General features: G+C 63.5%; 18 protein-coding genes. 7 read left to right on the top strand and 11 right to left on the bottom strand.

Going from position 1 to position 17,623, the window contains the following annotated elements; genetic code table 11:
• Positions 1-95 precede the first annotated feature (95 nt).
• Positions 96-1,091 carry an ornithine cyclodeaminase family protein gene (locus tag ABVQ20_RS01505; protein ID WP_354457732.1) on the bottom strand — a complete coding sequence of 332 codons (996 nt, stop codon included), beginning with the start codon at positions 1,089-1,091 and terminating at the stop codon, positions 96-98.
• A gap of 130 nt (positions 1,092-1,221) precedes the next feature.
• On the opposite strand from ABVQ20_RS01505, the gene ABVQ20_RS01500 reads away from it, so the two are divergent.
• A complete protein-coding gene (locus ABVQ20_RS01500) occupies positions 1,222-1,683 on the top strand; it encodes an Lrp/AsnC ligand binding domain-containing protein (protein WP_354457731.1) in 462 nt (153 codons plus the stop codon).
• Between the two features lie 127 nt (positions 1,684-1,810).
• Complete coding sequence (locus ABVQ20_RS01495) at positions 1,811-2,533, top strand: hypothetical protein (RefSeq protein WP_354457730.1); 723 nt, start codon at positions 1,811-1,813, stop codon at positions 2,531-2,533.
• Here the strand turns inward: ABVQ20_RS01495 and ABVQ20_RS01490 are convergent.
• Both ABVQ20_RS01490 and gcvA read right to left on the bottom strand, forming a co-directional pair.
• Complete coding sequence (locus ABVQ20_RS01490) at positions 2,493-3,164, bottom strand: hypothetical protein (RefSeq protein ID WP_354457729.1); 672 nt, start codon at positions 3,162-3,164, stop codon at positions 2,493-2,495. The two genes, ABVQ20_RS01495 and ABVQ20_RS01490, sit on opposite strands and share 41 nt — an antisense overlap.
• An 88-nt stretch (positions 3,165-3,252) precedes the next feature.
• Positions 3,253-4,149 carry a transcriptional regulator GcvA gene (gene gcvA / locus ABVQ20_RS01485; protein WP_354457728.1) on the bottom strand — a complete coding sequence of 299 codons (897 nt, stop codon included), beginning with the start codon at positions 4,147-4,149 and terminating at the stop codon, positions 3,253-3,255.
• A gap of 129 nt (positions 4,150-4,278) precedes the next feature.
• On the opposite strand from gcvA, the gene ABVQ20_RS01480 reads away from it, so the two are divergent.
• Positions 4,279-4,983 (top strand): SDR family oxidoreductase, encoded by a 705-nt coding sequence (locus tag ABVQ20_RS01480; RefSeq protein ID WP_354457727.1) that lies wholly within the window; start codon positions 4,279-4,281, stop codon positions 4,981-4,983.
• A 260-nt stretch (positions 4,984-5,243) separates the two neighbouring features.
• On the opposite strand, the gene ABVQ20_RS01475 is transcribed toward ABVQ20_RS01480, so the two are convergent.
• Positions 5,244-5,615, bottom strand: coding sequence for an antibiotic biosynthesis monooxygenase (locus ABVQ20_RS01475; RefSeq protein ID WP_354457726.1), 372 nt, complete (start codon positions 5,613-5,615; stop codon positions 5,244-5,246).
• Positions 5,616-5,740: 125 nt separating this feature from the next.
• Between ABVQ20_RS01475 and ABVQ20_RS01470 the strand changes: the two genes are divergently transcribed.
• Entirely contained in the window at positions 5,741-6,628 is an 888-nt protein-coding gene (locus tag ABVQ20_RS01470) for a LysR family transcriptional regulator (RefSeq protein WP_354457725.1), read from the top strand.
• 186 nt (positions 6,629-6,814) lie between these two features.
• On the opposite strand, the gene ABVQ20_RS01465 is transcribed toward ABVQ20_RS01470, so the two are convergent.
• The 5 genes from ABVQ20_RS01465 to ABVQ20_RS01445 form a co-directional block, all read right to left on the bottom strand.
• Positions 6,815-8,902 carry an EAL domain-containing protein gene (locus ABVQ20_RS01465; protein ID WP_354457724.1) on the bottom strand — a complete coding sequence of 696 codons (2,088 nt, stop codon included), beginning with the start codon at positions 8,900-8,902 and terminating at the stop codon, positions 6,815-6,817.
• Positions 8,903-9,022: 120 nt separating this feature from the next.
• The gene (locus ABVQ20_RS01460; RefSeq protein ID WP_354462085.1) at positions 9,023-10,033 is read right to left on the bottom strand and encodes a LacI family DNA-binding transcriptional regulator; all 1,011 of its coding nucleotides are present in this window, start codon (positions 10,031-10,033) and stop codon (positions 9,023-9,025) included.
• A gap of 83 nt (positions 10,034-10,116) precedes the next feature.
• Positions 10,117-11,196, bottom strand: a complete 1,080-nt coding sequence (locus ABVQ20_RS01455; protein ID WP_354457723.1) for an alcohol dehydrogenase catalytic domain-containing protein — start codon at positions 11,194-11,196, stop codon at positions 10,117-10,119.
• Between the two features lie 37 nt (positions 11,197-11,233).
• On the bottom strand, positions 11,234-12,004 hold the full coding sequence (locus tag ABVQ20_RS01450; RefSeq protein WP_354457722.1) for an L-iditol 2-dehydrogenase: 771 nt from the start codon (positions 12,002-12,004) through the stop codon (positions 11,234-11,236).
• 212 nt (positions 12,005-12,216) lie between these two features.
• Positions 12,217-13,536: an ABC transporter substrate-binding protein gene (locus ABVQ20_RS01445; protein ID WP_354457721.1), complete on the bottom strand. Its 1,320-nt coding sequence runs from the start codon at positions 13,534-13,536 to the stop codon at positions 12,217-12,219.
• A 303-nt stretch (positions 13,537-13,839) separates the two neighbouring features.
• On the opposite strand from ABVQ20_RS01445, the gene ABVQ20_RS01440 reads away from it, so the two are divergent.
• Together ABVQ20_RS01440 and ABVQ20_RS01435 are read left to right on the top strand one after the other, a co-directional pair.
• Positions 13,840-14,823, top strand: a complete 984-nt coding sequence (locus ABVQ20_RS01440) for a tagatose kinase (protein ID WP_354457720.1) — start codon at positions 13,840-13,842, stop codon at positions 14,821-14,823.
• A complete protein-coding gene (locus ABVQ20_RS01435; protein WP_354457719.1) occupies positions 14,820-16,100 on the top strand; it encodes a D-tagatose-bisphosphate aldolase, class II, non-catalytic subunit in 1,281 nt (426 codons plus the stop codon). The genes ABVQ20_RS01440 and ABVQ20_RS01435 overlap by 4 nt, the downstream gene beginning before the upstream one ends.
• Positions 16,101-16,145: 45 nt before the next feature.
• Here the strand turns inward: ABVQ20_RS01435 and ABVQ20_RS01430 are convergent, their stop codons facing one another.
• A complete protein-coding gene (locus ABVQ20_RS01430) occupies positions 16,146-16,289 on the bottom strand; it encodes a hypothetical protein (protein ID WP_354457718.1) in 144 nt (47 codons plus the stop codon).
• 208 nt (positions 16,290-16,497) lie between these two features.
• Positions 16,498-17,142 carry a hypothetical protein gene (locus ABVQ20_RS01425; protein ID WP_354457717.1) on the bottom strand — a complete coding sequence of 215 codons (645 nt, stop codon included), beginning with the start codon at positions 17,140-17,142 and terminating at the stop codon, positions 16,498-16,500.
• Between the two features lie 9 nt (positions 17,143-17,151).
• Between ABVQ20_RS01425 and ABVQ20_RS01420 the strand changes: the two genes are divergently transcribed.
• Positions 17,152-17,340, top strand: coding sequence for a hypothetical protein (locus ABVQ20_RS01420; RefSeq protein WP_354457716.1), 189 nt, complete (start codon positions 17,152-17,154; stop codon positions 17,338-17,340).
• Positions 17,341-17,623: the final 283 nt, after the last annotated feature.

Raw genomic sequence — 17,623 nt, 5'->3', positions numbered from 1 at the left:
TACGGGGAGAAATGCCCTGCAGGGCAATGAGGGGCGGCTCTGACATCTGCGATTGATCCAGCTCAAGCGTTCGGTCGACCCAACTCCCCCGCGACCTACAACGCAACCGCCCGCCCAATGCCCCACCGAACCGCCTCGCGATAGGCGAGATCCGCCGCCACCATGTCCTCCATGGCGATGCCCATGGCCTTGTAGACGGTGATCTGGTCGCCGCTCACCCTCCCCGACAGTCGACCCGACAGCATGGCGCCAAGCTCGGTTCCCGTTTCCGGATCGATGCCGGCCAGTTCGCACGAACCGACCGGCGTCGGGGCAAATGCATCCTTCGTTTCGACGAACAGGCTGGCCTTGCCGATCAGCTCAACGGGCAATTCACCCCCGGGCGGCGCCACTCCCACCGACGAAACATGGGTGCCTGGACGAACCCATTCGGCCGAGATCACCGGCTCATAGGAATGTGTTGCCAGGCAGACGACATCCGACGAGCGCACCGCGGCCTCGATATCATCGACGGCAATGACACCGGGATGCCCTGCGGCGAGCGCCTGCGCATCCGCAAACACTTTCGAGACGACGCGGATTTCGGCGAAGTCGCGCACCAGCGGCAGGAGGTTGAGGTGCTGGCCGGCCTGCACGCCGGCGCCCACCACGGTCACAATCCTCGCGTCGCGCCGGGCGAGTTCCCGAACCGAAAGCACGGCCGAGCCGGAGGTGCGCACGGCGGTGATATAGGTGCCGTCCATGACGCAGACCGGCATGCCTGTCGCCGGATCGAACAAATGGATCGTAGCGAGATGGCTGGGGATGCCCTTGGCGATGTTGCCTTCGAACACATTCACGATCTTCACCGTCAGATGCATGCCCGCCATCCAGGCCGGCATCGCCAGCGAATAGCCGGCTTCGGGAATGTCGAGTTGCGGCCGCGCCGGAATGACGATCGTGCCGTCGGACAAAGCCCGAAAACCTTCGGCAAGGGCGTCGAGGAGCCGGCGAGGATCGATGCAGTCTTTCACCTCGGCTTCGCTGAGAATGAGCACGGGAGTGTCGCCCTTGGCCTGGACGCTGCGGGCGGTGGATATGATCGATGTCATGGGTTTTGCCTTGGTCGGGTTGCGTTACCCGCCAACGGTATTGCGACCTGGCAGCGTGATGAAATATGCTATTTTTGCCTTTCCGGCGTGACTATCACGCTTGCTACAGCCAAAAAGTGTGAATCCTGAAATGAGCGACCTGGACCGTATCGACCGCATGCTGCTGCGCCTTCTGCAGGAGGATGGCCGCCGAACGACACTGGATCTCGCCCGCCGTGTCGGCCTGTCGCCGACGGGTGCGTCGCAGCGCATCAAGCGCCTGTTCGGTGAAGGTTTCATCCGCGCCGTGCGCGCCGTTCTCGACCCCGCCCGGATCGGCCGCGGCACGCTCGTCTTCATCGAGGTGCGGCTCGACCACACGGCGCCGCATGTCTTCGACCGTTTCGCCGAAGCGGTTGCGCGTGCCCCGGAAATCATCGAGTGCCACATGGTGGTCGGCGGCTTCGACTATCTGGTCAAGGCGCGCATCGCCGACATGGCGATGTTCCAGGACTTCCTGCAACGCGTCATCCTGCCGCTTCCCGGCGTCCGGGAAACGCACACCTACGCTTCGATCGCCGATGTGAAGCCGGATGCTTTGCTGCCGATTTGAGCCGGGCGCCGGAACGCCCATTGTCGCTCCGTTCCGCCACTCCGAGAGCGTTCGTAGTGGCCCTCAAAAGAATAGAGGCGTACGAGAATTATCCCACCCAGTGCAGTGGTTCTAAATGGAGAGTCGCATGGCAAGCACAAAGCCCCCGGGCTGGGGCGATGATGAACTCTCGAAATTCCTGGAGGCTGCTCATCAGAACCAATATGCGACCTTTGTGAATAAGCGCGAGGCAGTCGCGAAGCTTGTGGCAATCGACGCGCAGTTTTCAAAGGCCACGAAGGACTGGCTTAATCCGGAAAACGAAATCCTCGCGATGCTGTTCATCCGATGCATCGGCGCGTACCGGACTGCCTGCGGGCTTGCCATGTCTGGGCAGGCAGCGGAGTGTTATGTTCAATCTCGCTCGGTGCTCGAATACGCTGCTTACGCCGTGCATATCAACAAAGACCGGTCGCTTGGCAAGGTCTGGCTCGATCGTCACGAAGACGAAGCCGGCATGAAGGCGTCAAAGAATGCATTCCAACACGCCAAAGTGTTGAAGTCCTTGACTTCCGCCAATCGACACGCGGCGGGACGCTTCGAGACCATCTACCAGCGTACAATCGATTTCGGCGGGCATCCGAACGAACGTGCCGTGACAGCCAACCTGAAGATTGTTGAGGAGGCAGATCGACGGAAGATGCTTGGAATCCTTCAGCACGGCGATGGGGTGCAACTCGAGATGGCACTAAAAACCACCGCGCAGTGCGGGCTGATCTCGCTCGAGTTGCTTGAGACGATTTACGGCCCAAAGTTCGAATTGCTCGGCATCAAGGCAGCGATGCTCGATCTCCGGCGGACGGGGCTTTAGGCGTATCGGATTCGAAACGCACCACCTCGAAACATCGTGGCAACGCACCGTAATCGAGCGGGTTCAGGGCGTGGATATTTTCGAAGATCGTCACATTTGGCACCGCCTCGCGACCGCTCTGCTTGAGACGGGCGAGCGCGCTGAACGACGTGTTTTTGTTCGATTGAAACAACTTGCCGTCACCGAGAAAGCGCCCGGTAATCCGCCGACTTTCGGCGCCAAGTTTTAGGGTGTAGCCACCATACATCGCGGCGATGAAATCGTGGTTTTCGGTACCAGATAACTGCATTGGATCGTAGTGGTTAAATACGACCAACACAGCCGCCCTTCCTTCCGCAGATGAAGCTTTGATTTGCGACTTGCTTCGATTAATGCGCTCTCTAATCGAAGCGCCGACCTCGCCGCCATGCACTACGTCTTCTTTCCAATCCCGGGCGGTTTCAATCTGCTTGAGTTCGAAGATGACCTCTACGCCCGGCGCTACGGTGACGACGTAATCGGGTGTTCTGCTAGGGCCCGGCGGGATGGGACGCCATTCCAGCCTGTTGGCATCAAGCCAACCTTCGAAAACGCCCTCTGAGCGGTTCTTTTGCATATTAATATGTATACCGAAACTCGGGAACAATGTCATTTAAGCCTTAGTATGTGATCGAACAGTCGACACAAATCGCTTCACCGCGCTTGCCGAGTGTCGCGAGAGGATTGCCAGATAACAGCCCTCACAACGCCCCTGCCCCCGCACCCAGCAGCCACTGCCGCACCGCCTGTGTCGGCTCGGGATGCGCCTGCTTTCGGGGTACCACGACATAGAAATCCTGCGTGCCGCGCATTCCCGCCTTGAGCGGCTGCACCAGCCGGCCAGCGGCGAGGTCGGCCGCGACGAGGAAGCGGCTGGCAAGCGCTATGCCCTGGCCGGCGATGGCGGCGTCGATGGCCAACCCCGTCTGGTTGAAGCGCATGCGGCGCGCTTCGGCGGCCATCTTCAGGCCAACGGCCTTCTCCATGAATTCCGGCCACATGTTATGCGCATCGTGCAGCAGCACGTGGTGTCGGAGGTCGGCGGCCGCGATCTCGCCGGCGCCGGCAGGCAGCAGGGACGGACTGCACACGGCGATGAGTAGTTGCGGGAACAGAAGATCGACGATGAGGCCGGCGCCGAAGGGCGGACGGCCCTGCCGCACGGCGATGTCGACGCCATCGGCCTGGAAGCTTGATAGACTTTCGCTGGCCATGATGCGCAGATCGACCAGCGGATTATCAGTGACGAACTCCGGCAGCTTCGGGATCAGCCATTTGGTGGCGAAGCTCGGCGTCACGCTGATCGTCAGCCGCGCCGGCTCCGGGCGCAGCAGAAGCGTCGCCTCGGAGATCAGGTCGAAGGCGCGGCGGATATTCGGCATGAAGGCGCGGCCCTCGTCGGTCAGCGCCAGGCCGCGCGGCAGCCGCTCGAACAGTTTGACGCCGAGATCAGCCTCCAGCCCGCGTATGTGTTGCGCGACAGCACCCTGCGTCACGCTCAATTCCGCGGCGGCGATGCGAAAGTTGAGATGGCGCGCCGAGGCCTCGAAGGCGCGAAGCGCGTTCAGCGGCGGCAGGCGATGCAGGGGGTCGGGCATGCAGGAGTTTTTCTACAGGTTGAATTCAGGCATTCTGGTTCGAACCATCGGCCAAAACCGACTATATCACTGCCCGAGCCCGGAAAACATAGACTGTGGATTCGCGCCAACCCTTAGGAGGAAAATCAGATGAGTGTAGAAAAAGTAGCTGTTGTCACCGCTGGCGGCAGCGGCATGGGTGCGGCGGCGGCAAAGCGCCTGGCCGCCGATGGGTTCAAGGTCGCCATCCTTTCGTCCTCCGGCAAGGGCGAGGCGCTGGCCAAGGAGCTGGGCGGCCTCGGCGTCACCGGATCCAACCAGTCGAATGACGATTTGCAGCGCCTGGCGGACGTCACGCTCGAACGCTGGGGCCGCATCGACGTTCTGGTCAACAGCGCCGGCCACGGCCCGCGCGCGCCGATCCTGGAAATCACCGACGAGCAGTGGCACACCGGCATGGACGTCTATCTGATGAACGTCATCCGCCCGGTGCGCATCGTGGCACCCCAGATGGTCAAGCAGAAGGCCGGCGCCATCGTCAACATCTCGACAGCATGGGCATTCGAGCCGAGCCCGATGTTCCCGACCTCGGCGGTCTTCCGCGCCGGCCTTGCCGCCTACACGAAGATCTTCGCCGACAAATACGCACCCGACAATGTGCGCATGAACAACGTGCTGCCCGGTTGGATCGACAGCCTGCCCGCGACCGAGGAGCGCCGCGACAGCGTGCCGATGCAGCGCTACGGCAAATCGGAGGAGATCGCCGCCACCATCGCCTTCCTCGCCTCGGAAGGCGCCGGCTACATCACGGGCCAGAACATCCGCGTCGATGGCGGGTTGATCCGCTCGGTGTGAGAGCGGGAGCGGACAAGACGAATGTCGGCGCTGCCCCTCATCTGCCTGCCGGCATCTTCTCCCCGTATAGTGACGGGGAGAAGGACAACTGTCGCTGATGATTTCGCCAATCACCAGCGTTGCAGGGAAGAGCGCCGGCGTTGCGGCCAGCCCACTTCTCCCCGTCACTTACGGGGAGAAGTGCCCGGCAGGACGATGAGGGGCAGCGCAGACGTTGGATCGTGTGGCGAGTGGGCGCACTCCTCTCGATAAGATACCCCTCAGGCCGCATCCCCATCCAGCACCGCCGCCAGCTTCGGCAGAACCAGGTCGCCGACTGTGTAGGTGTGGAACTCGCTCTTCGACACGGTATCGAGCTTGCGGAACTTCTCGACGAAGACGGGGTCGGAGAAGAACTCGTCGACATTGCCCGCTCCCTGAATAGCCTCGATGTTGACGACGGTCAGGCCGTCCGTGCTTTTGGCCAGGTTACTCCACAGGAAGCCGGCCTTTCGCTCGGCCACATAGTGCACGACATCCTGGATGATGCGGAAAGCCTCGTCCTGTTTGCCGGGGTGAGCGTGGATGACATTCACGACGAAGATAGTCGGTTCGGGCTTGGCCACAAAAACGGCGGGGGAAATCGAATCCATGATGGGCTCCTGTTGGGAAACGCGGCGTTCGTGCCGTCAGGCCACTGGATATCGACCCAAGGATAGACGATAAACGGTCCTTTATTCGTGAAAGACCGGAATTGAATTCCGCAATGGGAGGCGTCATGGACAGGCTGGGGACGCTCGGCATCTTCGTACAGGCCGCCGAGGCCGGCAGCTTTGTCGCGGCGAGCCGGACACTCGGGCTCTCAAGTTCAGCGGTAGGCAAAGCCATAGCGCGGCTCGAGGACAGTATCGGCGTGCGCCTGTTTCACCGCTCGACGCGAAGCATGACCCTGACCCAGGAAGGAAGCTTCTATCTCGATACCTGCCGGCGCATCCTGTCCGAACTCGATGAGGCGCAAGCCGAGCTTTCGAAATCCCATACCGCGCCGCGCGGTCTGCTGCGGGTCAGCCTTCCCTTGACGGGAATGCTGCTCATGCCCGCACTGTCCGCGTTCATGCGGGCGTATCCGGATATCAGGCTGGATCTCGATTTCACGGACCGCCTGGTCGATGTCATCGAGGAAGGTTTCGATGCCGTCATTCGAACCGGGGATATCAGGGACACCCGGCTCATGAGCCGCAAGCTCGGCAGCTTCCGCCACCAGGTCGTCGCCTCGCCCGATTATCTTGCGCCCAGGGGAATGCCGATGGTGCCGGAAGACCTGCTGCATCACAAATGTCTTCATCACCGCTACCCGAGCACGGGCAAGCTCGAACAATGGCCCCTGTCGCGCGACGGCGTGGAATTGCGGCTGGACCTGCCGACCACGACCATCGCCAGCACGATCGAGCCCCTCATCCATCTTGCCGAAAACGGCTTCGGCGTCACCTGCCTGCCGCCCTTTGCCGTCAAGGCGCAGGTTGCGAATGGCAGCCTGCGGCCGCTGCTCGAGGACTACCTTTCCGCGACAGGCACCTTCCGCATCCTCTGGCCAACGAGCCGCTATCTGTCGCCGAAGATCCGGGTCTTCGTGGATTTCATGGCCGCGAACCTGTTCGTGCGTTAGCAGGCTCCGCCCCGCCATCGCCTCGGTGTCCAGCGCCTACCCCATGCATAAGCCTTGGGCTTGGGCGGGGAACCGACAGGCGGCAAGCATTTCATGGTTGTCGGCAAGGGCGCATGGCCGGTCGCAAAGGGGACGACGAACATTACGGCGGCGGCCTCGCAGAAGAGTAGCTTTCCACCGAAGCCGCTAAGCCATCCGCCTGTCCGGCCCCGCCCCCGCTGCCCGCGCAACAATCGCCTCCAGCGGCTCAGGCCGGTGCAACAGGTACCCCTGGCCAAAAGCCACGCCCATGTCGCTGAGGACATCCAGCGTTTCCTGGCGTTCGATCTTTTCCGCCACCACGCCACAGCCGAGGCTCCTGGCGATGCTGGTGATGGCCGAGACGATCTCGCGGTCGAAGCTGCTCTCGGCGATATGCTCGATGAAGGAGCCGTCGATCTTGATCATGTCGACGGGAAAGCGGCGCAGATATTCGAACGAACTCATGCCGGCGCCGAAATCGTCGAGGCTGACGCGGCAGCGCCGTTCGCGCGCCTTGCGCACGAACTGCTCGGCGGCGTCGAAATTGGTGACGGCCGCCGTTTCGGTGATCTCGAAGCCGATGCCCGAATGCGGCGCTCCGGTCTCCTCGATGACACCATCGACGAAATCCCACAGAAGCGGGTCGCTCAGCGTCTGTGCCGACAGGTTGAAGCCGAGCGTCAGCGCGCCGGCGCGCAGCGCCGGACCATGCTGGGTGAGTGCCGTCCTGATGATCCAGCGGTCGAGTCGCGACGCGATGCCGAAGCGCTCGGCCACCGGGATGAATTCGCCGGGCGGCATCAGCCTGCCATTGCGCCCTACCATCCGCGCCAGCACCTCGACATGGCGGATCTTGTCCCAGCCCTGCCCGAGCAGATGGATTTCCTGGCCGAACAGTTTCAGCCTGCCGTCTTCCATGGCATCGACCGTCTCGGCGGCGATCCGCGCCGCATTGAGGCCGCCCGAGCCGGAGGCTGTCTCGGCCGAGAACACCGCGAAGCGGTTGCGCCCGGCCGCCTTGGCCGCGTAGCAGGCATCATCCGCGCAGGCGAGCGCATCGGCCACGGTGGTGCTGGCGTCGTCGACAAAGGCGATGCCGATGCTGGCCGCGAGCTTGCGCGAGGTGGCCGATCCGAGGTCGGCGTTGCGCACCGAAGCGAGCAGAGCGAGGGCCAGCCGCTCGGCCTGCGCGGCATCGCAATCAGGCACCAGCAGCGCGAATTCGTCACCGCCCAGCCGCGCGGCCTGCGCCAGCGCCGGCAGGCAGCCGACAATGCCCCTTGCGACGCTCTTCAGCGCCAGGTCGCCGGCGGCATGGCCGGCGAAATCGTTGAGCGCCTTGAAATAGTCGAGGTCGACATAGAACACCGCCAGCGGACCCGCCGCGATATGCTCGGCCAGCAGCCGGTCGAACGCGGACCGATTCAAGAGGGCCGTCAGCGCATCATGGCGGGCGGCATAGGCCAGTTCCTGCTCGCGAAGCTTGTCGTCGGTGATGTCGCGCACCGTGCCCAGGATCTGGCCGGCGGCGCCAGCGGCGATGAAGCGCACCAGCGATTCCACATGCCGGATTTCGCCGTCGCGCCTGATGATGCGGTATTGCGAGGCCACCACACTGTCCGAGCCCTCCGGCGGCTGATGCGCCCGCTCGGTGGCGGCCTTGTCATCGGGATGCAGATAGGTGTGCCAGAGGCCGGCAGCCACCTCGTCGCTGTCGGCGACCAGGCCAAAGATCTCCCTTGTGCGGGCGTCCCAATAGCTCTTGTTGGTGGCGATGTCGTAGTGCCAGATGCCGGTGCCGCTGGCGGCGAGCGCCAGGCGAAAGCGCGCATTGACCTGCTCGAGCTGATATTCCGCCTGCTTCTGCTTGGTGATGTCGGTCTGGACGCCCATCAGCCTGGTGGGCCGGCCGTCCGCGTCGCGCTCGACAATGCCGCCGCGATCGAGCACCCAGACCCAGTGGCCATCCTTGTGCTTGAGCCTCAGCTCCGTCTCGATATTGTCGCTCAAGCCCGCAATGTGGCGGTCGCCGCTGGCCAGGGCCCGCTCGCGGTCGTCAGGATGGGTCAGCTGGAACCAGAGGTCGCTGGAGTTGGCAAGCTCGCCTTCCTCATAGCCAAGCATCCGCGCCCAGGTGGCGGAATAGAAACAGTCGCCGCTCGTGATATCCCAGTCCCAGACGCCAAGATGCGCGCGTTCCAGCGCACGCGCCCAGAACGTTCCGTTGCGGTTCTTCTTGTCGTCTTCAGCCATGCCCTGGCTTTTGCCCCGCGCAAATCACGGCCAATGTGCACAAAACACAACAAGAAACAGTTACCGCTAAAGCAGCATATTCGAATGATGCACGAGATGCTTCCCGCACAGCCGGACAGGTCAGGCCGAGCTTCGCAGCATCAGCTCGGCGTTCAGCAGGATGCGTCCGCTGCCTGCCTTTGCCGCCGGCGATTTTTCATCGAGCCTCTCCAGCAGAAGCTCGATGGCAAGGCGGCCGATCTCGTTGTAGTTCTGCGCGACCGTCGTGAGCGGCGGGCAGGCGTAGCGTGACAGCGGATGGTCGTCATGCCCGGCGACCCGCAGGTCGCAGTCCGCCCCATGGCCCACCTTCAGCCCCAGCTGATAGGCGGCGGAGATCACGCCGAGCGCGACACGGTCGTTGGCGCAAAGCACCGTCTTGGTCGCAAAGCCCTGCCCCTTCAGGATGCGAAGCGCTTCGTCATAACCGAATTTCTCGAAGTCCCACGACCTGAGGTCGGTGACGGGCACGATGCTCGGCGTCATCTTGAACTGCTGCATGGCCTCGACATAGGCGTCCTGCCGGGCCTGTGCGTTGTTGTTGACGAGCGGCATGGCGAAGTAGCAGGGCGGCGCGCCGGACCGGCACAGATAATCGACGATGAGCCGGAAACTCTGCCGGTTGTCGGTGCCGACGAAGGAAGAAGTCTCGTCGAGCGGCGAGTCGACATAGATCAGCGGGATACTCGCGCCAAGTTCCGCCAGGATGCGATGGTGCGACTGCACGCCGAGCGGCGCGATGATGGCGCCGGCGATGTTCATCGACTTGAACGTCTGGATCGCCTGGTCTTCCATTTCGGCGCGACCGTCGGAGGACAGCACGAAGGCCAGGAAGCCGGCTTCATTGGCGATCGTCTCGATGCGGCGGGTCAGCGCCATGTAGAACGGATCGGTCGAATTCGGGATGATGACGCCGAGGATGTTGCTGCGGCGCCGATTGAGGTTGACGGCGAACATCGAGGGCCGGAAGTCGGATTTCTTCAGCGCCACCTCGATGGCGCTGCGCGTGTTCTTCCGCACCGAGCCGGGATCGTTGAAATATTTGGAAACCGTGGTGCGAGACAGACCGACAAAGGCCGAAAAGTCCTCCATCGTCCTGATCGTCTTGGCCATTCATGCGCTCCCTATTGCATGTCGCCCAAAAGTGTTCGGCGGTTTTGGGGTGACGCGCTCTCTCATCTTGATAGATGAGTCACCGTTCGGCCGAAAGGCGAAGCAACAGTCTTTCCCGCACGCCGTCTGTACGCTTCGGCCGAGAACTGCACCTTCATCGTCGTCGGGTCGCCGCCGGCCTTGGCGACAAACGGCAGAACTTCGGAAAGCGGCAGCTGGTGGCTGACCAGCCGCGCCATCGTGCCGTCGTCTTGAGCGAGGATATCCAGCGCCTGCGGGATATTGCGGTTCAGCGAATGCGAGCCCGCCAGCCTGATCTGGCGGCGGAAAATCTCGAACGGTGCGACCGAGATCCTTGCATCGGGCGCGCAGACTCCGAAGACCAGCGCGGTGCCGCCATCGGCGGTGAAGCCGATCATGCCTTCGACCACCCTAGCGACACCGGTGGCGTCGGCGACGAAATCGAACCCCCGCGCCCGCGCCGCCAGAGCCTGCGATCCCGACACGAGCGGCTCCAGCCCGAGAGACTCGGCGAAGGCCAGGCGCTGCTCGCTGATATCGGCGACCGCCACTTTTCCCACACCCTTGGCCTTGAGCGACAGGGCCAGGAGCAGGCCGATCGGCCCGGCGCCGAACACCAGCGCCGTGCCGGGCGCGCCCTCGGCGGCTTCGACCCCGGCGGCACCCAGCCCATTGAGGACGCAGGCGAGCGGCTCGGCGAGCGCGGCGGTGTCGAAGGAGAGATCGCCGATCCCGTGCAGATGATCGACGGCAACGAGGCTGAACTCGGCGAAACCGCCATTCTCGGTCACGCCATAGGCTTTCAGCCCGGCGCACAGATTGGTCAGGCCTTTCCTGCAGGCGGCACAATGGCCACAGGGAATGTTGGGGTCGACGGCCACCCGGTCGCCGGGCCTGACGGTGGTGACATCGTCGGCGACCGCCTCGACCGTGCCGGCGTATTCGTGACCAGGGACCAGCGGAAACGCACCCTCCCCGTAGCGGCCATGCAGAACCTCGATGTCGGTATGGCAAAGCCCGGCCGCGCGCACCCGCACCAAGGCGTGTCCTGCCGTAAGCTTGGGCATGTCCAGTTCCGCCATGCCGGCAATGCCCGCGGCGGTGAATCGGATGGCCTTCATATCAGTCTCCCTACCCTCGGACGACGCGGCTCAAGCGTCAGCTCATCCAGTTGCCGCCGTCGACATTGTAGGTCTGCGCCAGGATATAGTCGCTGTCGGACGAAGCCAGGAACACGGCGAGCCCGGCAATATCCTGCGGCTGCGCGAACCGGCCGATCGGAACCGACTTCGCCACCGCCGCCTTCTTCTCGCCCGGCTTCAGGCCTTCCCAACGGGCGAAATGCGCATCGACAATATCCCAGTGCTCGCCATCGACGACGCCAGGCGCGATCGCGTTGACGTTGATGCCGTGCTTGACCAGCGCCAGTGCCGCCGACTGCGTCGCCGAGATCATCGCCGCCTTGGAGGCGCAGTAGAGCGTCACCAGCGCCTCGCCACGGCGGCCGGCCTGGCTCGCCATGTTGATGATCTTGCCGCCGCGACCGCGCGCGATCATCACATTGGCCACCGCCCTCATCATGAACAGCGGCCCCTTGAGGTTGATGGCGAACACGCGGTCGTAGCTCGCTTCGGTGATGTCGGTTATCGGCGCCATGTCGAAGATGGCCGCATTGTTGACGAGGATGTCGATGCCGCCGAAATCGCTGTCGACCTGGGCCACGACCCTGTCGATCGCATCGAGGTCGGTGACGTCGAGCTTGACAGCGCTGGCGGCCGCGCCGATCTCGGCGGCTGCCCGCGTCGCGCGCTCGATGTCGATATCGGCGATCACAACCTTGGCGCCTTCGCGCGCATAGGCTTGCGCGAAGCCGAGGCCAATGCCGCGCGCACCGCCTGTTATGAGGGCAATCTTGTTCTTCAGCTTCATCTCGGATTCTTCCTGCATTTTCGAAAAGATATGCGCCGGGTGGCGACCACCACGAACGGCCCGGTGGATGCTCGCCACCCGCAACGAACGCACGGACCCGCCCTGGCGGATCCGCGCATCCTCCGGCCTGTTTCGATGGGAGGTCACTACAGGCGCGGATCGCCAAGGGCGGCACGCTCCGCCGCTTGGCTACCTGTTGGACCCGAGCCCGGCTACTTGATGTAGCCTGCCTCCGTCATCGTCTTCTCCACCGCTGTTTGGGCGCCGTCGAGTGCGTCATCCACCGACTGCTGTCCGGTTACCGCCGCAGCGACCGCCTGGCCGACCTCGGTTCCGATGCCCTGGAATTCCGGGATGGCGACGAACTGGATACCGGTATACGGCACCGGATCCTTGGTCTGCTTGGTCGGATCGGCGGATTCGATCGCCGAGAGCACCGTCGCGGCGAAGGGCGCCGCCTTCTGGTAGTCCGGGCTGGCATAGGTGGACTTGCGCGTTCCCGGAGGTGCGGCGACCCAGCCTTCGCTTTCGCCGACGCGCTGGACATAGGCTTTCGATGTCGCCCACTTCACGAACGACTTGGCGGTCTCCGCCTTCTTTGAGGTGGCCGGAATGGCCAGGCTCCATGCCCAGCCCCAGGCCGAACCGTTGGGCGTGACCGCCACCGGCGCCTTGGCGAAGGCAACCTTGTCGGCGACCTTGCTTTGCTTGGGATCATAGACGCGACCCGCCGCCGAGGTGGCATCGATCCAGATGGCGCAATGCCCGGACGCAAACAGCGCCTGGTTCTCGTTGAAGCCGTTGGAGCTGACGCCCGGAGGTCCGTATTGCTTCATCGCGTCGACATACCAGCCGATCGCCTGCTTCCACGCCGGCGAATTGATCTGCGGCTTCCAATCCATGTCGAACCAGCGGCCGCCGAATGTATTCACCAGCGTGCCGACGAACGCCATGTTCTCGCCCCAGCCCGGCTTGCCGCGCAGGCACAGGCCGTACTGTTCCTTCGACTTGTCGGTGAGCTTGGCGGCAAACTCCTTGATCTGGTCGTAGGTCGGCGTCTCCGGCATCTTCAGTCCGGCGGCGTCGAACAGATCCTTGCGATAGAGGGTGAACGAGCTTTCCGCGTAGAAGGGCACGGCATACAGCTTGCCGTCGACGGTCAGGCCGCTGCGCACCGGCGCGATCAGGTCGTCGTAATCATAGTCGGCGCCCAGATCGTTGAGCGGTGCCAGCCAGCCATTCTTGCCCCAGATCGGCGTCTCATAGCCGCCGATCGTCAGCACGTCGAACTGGCCGGCCTTGGTCGCGATGTCGGTGGTGACCCGCTCGCGCAGGACATTTTCCTCGAGCACCAGCCAGTTCACCTTGTTGCCGGTCGCCTTCTCCCATTCGGGCGACAGCTTCTGCATGATGATCATGTCGCCATTGTTGACCGTCGCGACCGTGATTTCCTCGGCCAGGGCGGCACTTGCCGTCAGCGCCGATGCGGCGACCGACGCGGCGAGCATTGCAATAAATCTTCCCGATGGCATTTCGTCTCCTCCTTTACGAATGCGCATGTAGAAATGAACATGCGTGTATATTCTATTGCGCTGGCGTGTACCCGAGTCAAGTTCCCCCGAACTCGATTTTTGGCCGATAACCGCGCTTTGTGCGGGGTTACCGGGCAAACGCTTCGCCAGGAAAGCCGCGCGCGGATTAAATAAAATGCACATGCGTACAGTTTTTGTTGACTTCGCTTTCGCCGCGATTTACCTCGGTTTCAGCCAGGCGCTATCGTGCGGGCCGCACGCCGCACGCTTTCGGCTGTCTGGGGACGAGAAGGAATTGCAGCAATGAGCCTTCCCCGTAGGGAGATCGCCGCCGAATCCGCCGGACCGACGATCGCCGCCGGCGAAATCCTGGTCGAGATCATGGCGACGGACCGGGGCATGGGCTTCCTCGAGCCGCAGGCGCTGATTGGCCCCTATCCCAGCGGCGCGCCCGCCATCTTCATCGATCAGGTGGCAAGGCTGGGCGGCGGCGCCGGCATCATCGGCTGCGTCGGCCGCGACGATTTCGGCACGATCAATCTGGAAAGGCTGAGGCGCGACGGCGTCGATGTCTCGGCCGTGGCAGTCAGCGACCGCTACCCGACAGGCAGCGCCTTCGTCCGTTACCGGCCCGACGGCGGCCGGGACTTCGTCTACAACATCGCCGAATCCGCCGCCGGTCGGATCAGCCTCACCGAGGAAGCACGTCGCCTGGCAGACGGTGCCGGCCATCTTCATGTCATGGGATCGGCCCTGTCGATATCCGGGCTGAAGGAGATCATCGCATATGCCGCGAGAGCCGTGCGGGCGCGCGGCGGCTCGACATCCTTCGATCCCAATGTGCGCAAGGAACTGATCGACGGCGCCGACGGCGCGCAGTTTTCACGCCTGGTCGACGATGCCGACCTGCTGCTGCCCTCCGGCGACGAGTTGCTTGCGGCCGCCGGGGTCGATGATGAAGGCCAGGCGGTGAAGGCGCTGATCGCCAGGGGCGTTGGCGAGATCGTGCTGAAGCGCGGCGCTGCCGGCTCCACCCGTTTTGGCGCAGACGGCAGCAGGATCGACTGTGCCGGATTCCTGGTCGAGGAAGTCGACCCGACCGGCGCCGGCGACTGTTTCGGCGCCACCTATCTGACCTGCCGGCGCAAGGGGATGGAGCCGGCCAAGGCGCTGTTCTATGCCAATGCCGCCGGCGCCCGCAATGTCACCCGGCGCGGGCCTATGGAAGGCATCGCCGGCTTCGATGTTCTCGACGCCTTCATCGCCGGCACGGCGAGGGCGGCATGATCAACCCGCTTGCAGGCCTCGCCACCGCGCGCCGAAACGGATCGCCCTACGGCATCACCTCGATCTGCTCGGCCCATCCGCTCGTCATCCAGACGGCGATCCGGCGCGCCGTCGCCGACAAGGACACCACGCTGCTGATCGAGGCGACCTGCAACCAGGTCAACCAGGTCGGCGGCTATACCGGCATGACGCCCGACCTGTTCATCGCCTTCGTGCGGGAGATCGCCGGCAAGGAAGGTCTCGACCCCCGCCGCATCATCTTCGGCGGCGACCATCTTGGCCCGAACCCGTGGCGCACGGAGCTGGCGGCGCAGGCGATGAACAAGGCAGAAGCCATGGTCACCGCCTATGTCTGGGCGGGCTTCTCAAAAATCCATCTCGACGCGTCGATGGGATGCGCCGGTGAGCCGGCCGCGCTCGACGACGAGACCATCGCCACGCGGGCGGCGCGGCTCGCCAAGGCAGCAGAAAAGGCGGCGCGTGCGGCCGGCGGCGCCTTGCCGGTCTACATCATCGGCACCGAGGTCCCCGCCCCCGGCGGCGTCGATCACCCGATCAGCGACCTGAAGCCGACGCAAGCAGCGGCGGCGCGCCGCACCATCGAGGTTCATCGCGAGATCTTCGCCCGCGAGGGGCTGGCGGAAGCGTTTGGCCGCGTCATCGCCGTGGTGGTGCAGCCGGGCGTCGAGTTCGGCAGCCAGAACGTCGTCGCCTACCGGCCCGAAGCGTCGAAGGCGCTGACCGGACTGCTCGATGAGGAACCCTCGCTCGTCTACGAAGCGCATTCCACCGACTACCAGAGCCGCGCCGCGCTGGCGGCCCTTGTCACAAACGGCTTTCCCATCCTCAAGGTTGGCCCCGGCCTGACCTTTGCCTTGCGCGAGGCACTTTACGGGCTCGACCTGATCGCATCCGAAATGGTCCCTGATTATGGCGAGAGATCGCTCGCCCGCACGATGGAGCGCGTGATGCTGGCATCCCCCGGCCATTGGCACAGCCACTATCACGGCAGCGACACCAGCCTCTATCTGCAACGCCACTACAGCTACAGCGACCGCATCCGCTATTACTGGAGCAACCCCACCGCCGCCGTTGCCTCCGGCCGGCTGGTCGAGGCGCTCAACGGCGTCGGCATCCCCGAAACGCTGATGCGGCAGTTCCTGCCGATGCTGCCGGCCAAGCTTGGACCGGCAGGAAATCCCGAAGCCATCCTCCACGCCGCGATCGGCCAGGTGCTGGCCGACTATGACGCAGCCTGTCGCCGGGACGGTGGCTGAAAAGCTTTCGCGTGCGGACAAGAACCCACGCGATGCGTGGCGTGTTTAGTACCAGCGTCCACGGCCAAACCAGCCGCCGCCGAGCAAAAGAATGACAATGATTATGATGAGAAGCGTGGTGGTGCTCATCTGCGTCTCCTGGGAATGCTCCCGAGCATCTCCATCGCCATTCAGCGGTGCGTTGCTCACTATGCACTCCGACTTGGACCAACGGTCGTGACGGTGTTTCGTTCCGTTGAACCGGCCTGCCCGAAGCGCGTGCCATCGCAACGTCCGGACGCCTCCCGCCGACACTGATAGCTCTGTTCCCATCAACTCGCTTCGTTGTCCCCCCGCTCCGTCGTGGAAGGTCAAAGGTTGCGCGGGGCCAACATCCACACGGCCGCATTTTGTAAATTCAGCTCAATGGTATGCGCGGTTCCTGCACCAGCCAGAAGATCTTCTTCGGCACCAGATCGGTGATCAGGAAATCGAAAGTCGCCGTCTTCAGCGGATCGACCTTTCCGTCCCTGAACAGCAGGCGGTCATAGGGCGTCATTTCACGATAATAGTCGGCGAAGCCGCTGGACGCGATGTAGTCCGGCGTCTTGTTGGGTTGGTCGAAGGACAGGCCGTCGTCGTCGGTGCTCGGCTGGCCGAGGATCGACTGCAGCTCGAACTGGAATTCGATCCAGCCTTGCCCGCCATTGTTGAGCACATCGATGCGCATTTTCAGCATGCCGGTGGCGAATTTGCCCGCCACGCCGAACGGCTGGATCGGTCGCTCCGCACGGATGGTCAGCGTCACCGGCGTCGCCGAATTCAGCTCCTCGGTGATCACGAACGGATCGTCCTTGGTCCCGTTGCCCGACGCCCCGGTGATATGGAAACCGCCGAGTTCATCGGAGAAGGAGTAGGCGCCGGTCGTCAGGACCGTTTGTGCGCTTGCCGGCATTGGAAGCGCAGCCAGCAGCAAGGGGGCCAGACATGCCATCGGACAGATCCGGCCGGCCGGGAAGAAAAAGCGCGTCGACGAAAAGCCAGATGGCCCGGAAATGCGCATGGAGCCAGTATGGCCGATAAGCCGGCCGTCGAACACTCAAAAACGCAGGCGGCGGGCTTGAAAGGCTGGCAGCGCCAGGCACGCGGCCGCTACACGGATTTTGGCAGTCACGACTTCCCTGCCTCCACACTCCTCGTTCCCCTTACAACGAAGCTGACCTCGAACGATGTCCGCATCGGCATCGCCTACAAGTTCTGACTATCCTCATGGCTGGATGCGAAAAGCCCACCCCGGCGTGAGCCGGGACAGGCCATTGTGCTTCCCACCTTGCCTGCAAGGAGACAGGCTCCTGCAAAACTTCGCTTGATCGGTTAAGTTCCCACCCGGGCAATCCCGATGGCGGACCTCGTCGGCTGCTCGGGCTTGCCGAAGGGGCTGCTTCGCTCGCAGCCGAACAACACCAGGGAGCCCGCGACAAGCAGCATCATACGAAAAACCAAACCGCGCATCGGACGTCCCTCGATCAGGCAGTTTGGAATTT

Origin of the sequence: Mesorhizobium shangrilense, assembly GCF_040537815.1 — a bacterium.
Taxonomy (GTDB): Bacteria; Pseudomonadota; Alphaproteobacteria; order Rhizobiales; family Rhizobiaceae; genus Mesorhizobium; species Mesorhizobium shangrilense.
The sequence above is the reverse complement of the archived record's forward strand: the minus strand, read 5'-3'. Positions and strand labels throughout refer to the sequence as shown.

Coding starts and splice junctions, on each gene's coding strand:
- ABVQ20_RS01505 (WP_354457732.1), bottom strand. CDS start 1,091: ATGACATCGATCATATCCACCGCCCGCAGCGTCCAGGCCAAGGGCGAC.
- ABVQ20_RS01500 (WP_354457731.1), top strand. CDS start 1,222: ATGAGCGACCTGGACCGTATCGACCGCATGCTGCTGCGCCTTCTGCAG.
- ABVQ20_RS01495 (WP_354457730.1), top strand. CDS start 1,811: ATGGCAAGCACAAAGCCCCCGGGCTGGGGCGATGATGAACTCTCGAAA.
- ABVQ20_RS01490 (WP_354457729.1), bottom strand. CDS start 3,164: ATGACATTGTTCCCGAGTTTCGGTATACATATTAATATGCAAAAGAAC.
- gcvA (WP_354457728.1), bottom strand. CDS start 4,149: ATGCCCGACCCCCTGCATCGCCTGCCGCCGCTGAACGCGCTTCGCGCC.
- ABVQ20_RS01480 (WP_354457727.1), top strand. CDS start 4,279: ATGAGTGTAGAAAAAGTAGCTGTTGTCACCGCTGGCGGCAGCGGCATG.
- ABVQ20_RS01475 (WP_354457726.1), bottom strand. CDS start 5,615: ATGGATTCGATTTCCCCCGCCGTTTTTGTGGCCAAGCCCGAACCGACT.
- ABVQ20_RS01470 (WP_354457725.1), top strand. CDS start 5,741: ATGGACAGGCTGGGGACGCTCGGCATCTTCGTACAGGCCGCCGAGGCC.
- ABVQ20_RS01465 (WP_354457724.1), bottom strand. CDS start 8,902: ATGGCTGAAGACGACAAGAAGAACCGCAACGGAACGTTCTGGGCGCGT.
- ABVQ20_RS01460 (WP_354462085.1), bottom strand. CDS start 10,033: ATGGAGGACTTTTCGGCCTTTGTCGGTCTGTCTCGCACCACGGTTTCC.
- ABVQ20_RS01455 (WP_354457723.1), bottom strand. CDS start 11,196: ATGAAGGCCATCCGATTCACCGCCGCGGGCATTGCCGGCATGGCGGAA.
- ABVQ20_RS01450 (WP_354457722.1), bottom strand. CDS start 12,004: ATGAAGCTGAAGAACAAGATTGCCCTCATAACAGGCGGTGCGCGCGGC.
- ABVQ20_RS01445 (WP_354457721.1), bottom strand. CDS start 13,536: ATGCCATCGGGAAGATTTATTGCAATGCTCGCCGCGTCGGTCGCCGCA.
- ABVQ20_RS01440 (WP_354457720.1), top strand. CDS start 13,840: ATGAGCCTTCCCCGTAGGGAGATCGCCGCCGAATCCGCCGGACCGACG.
- ABVQ20_RS01435 (WP_354457719.1), top strand. CDS start 14,820: ATGATCAACCCGCTTGCAGGCCTCGCCACCGCGCGCCGAAACGGATCG.
- ABVQ20_RS01425 (WP_354457717.1), bottom strand. CDS start 17,142: ATGCGCATTTCCGGGCCATCTGGCTTTTCGTCGACGCGCTTTTTCTTC.
- ABVQ20_RS01420 (WP_354457716.1), top strand. CDS start 17,152: ATGGCCGATAAGCCGGCCGTCGAACACTCAAAAACGCAGGCGGCGGGC.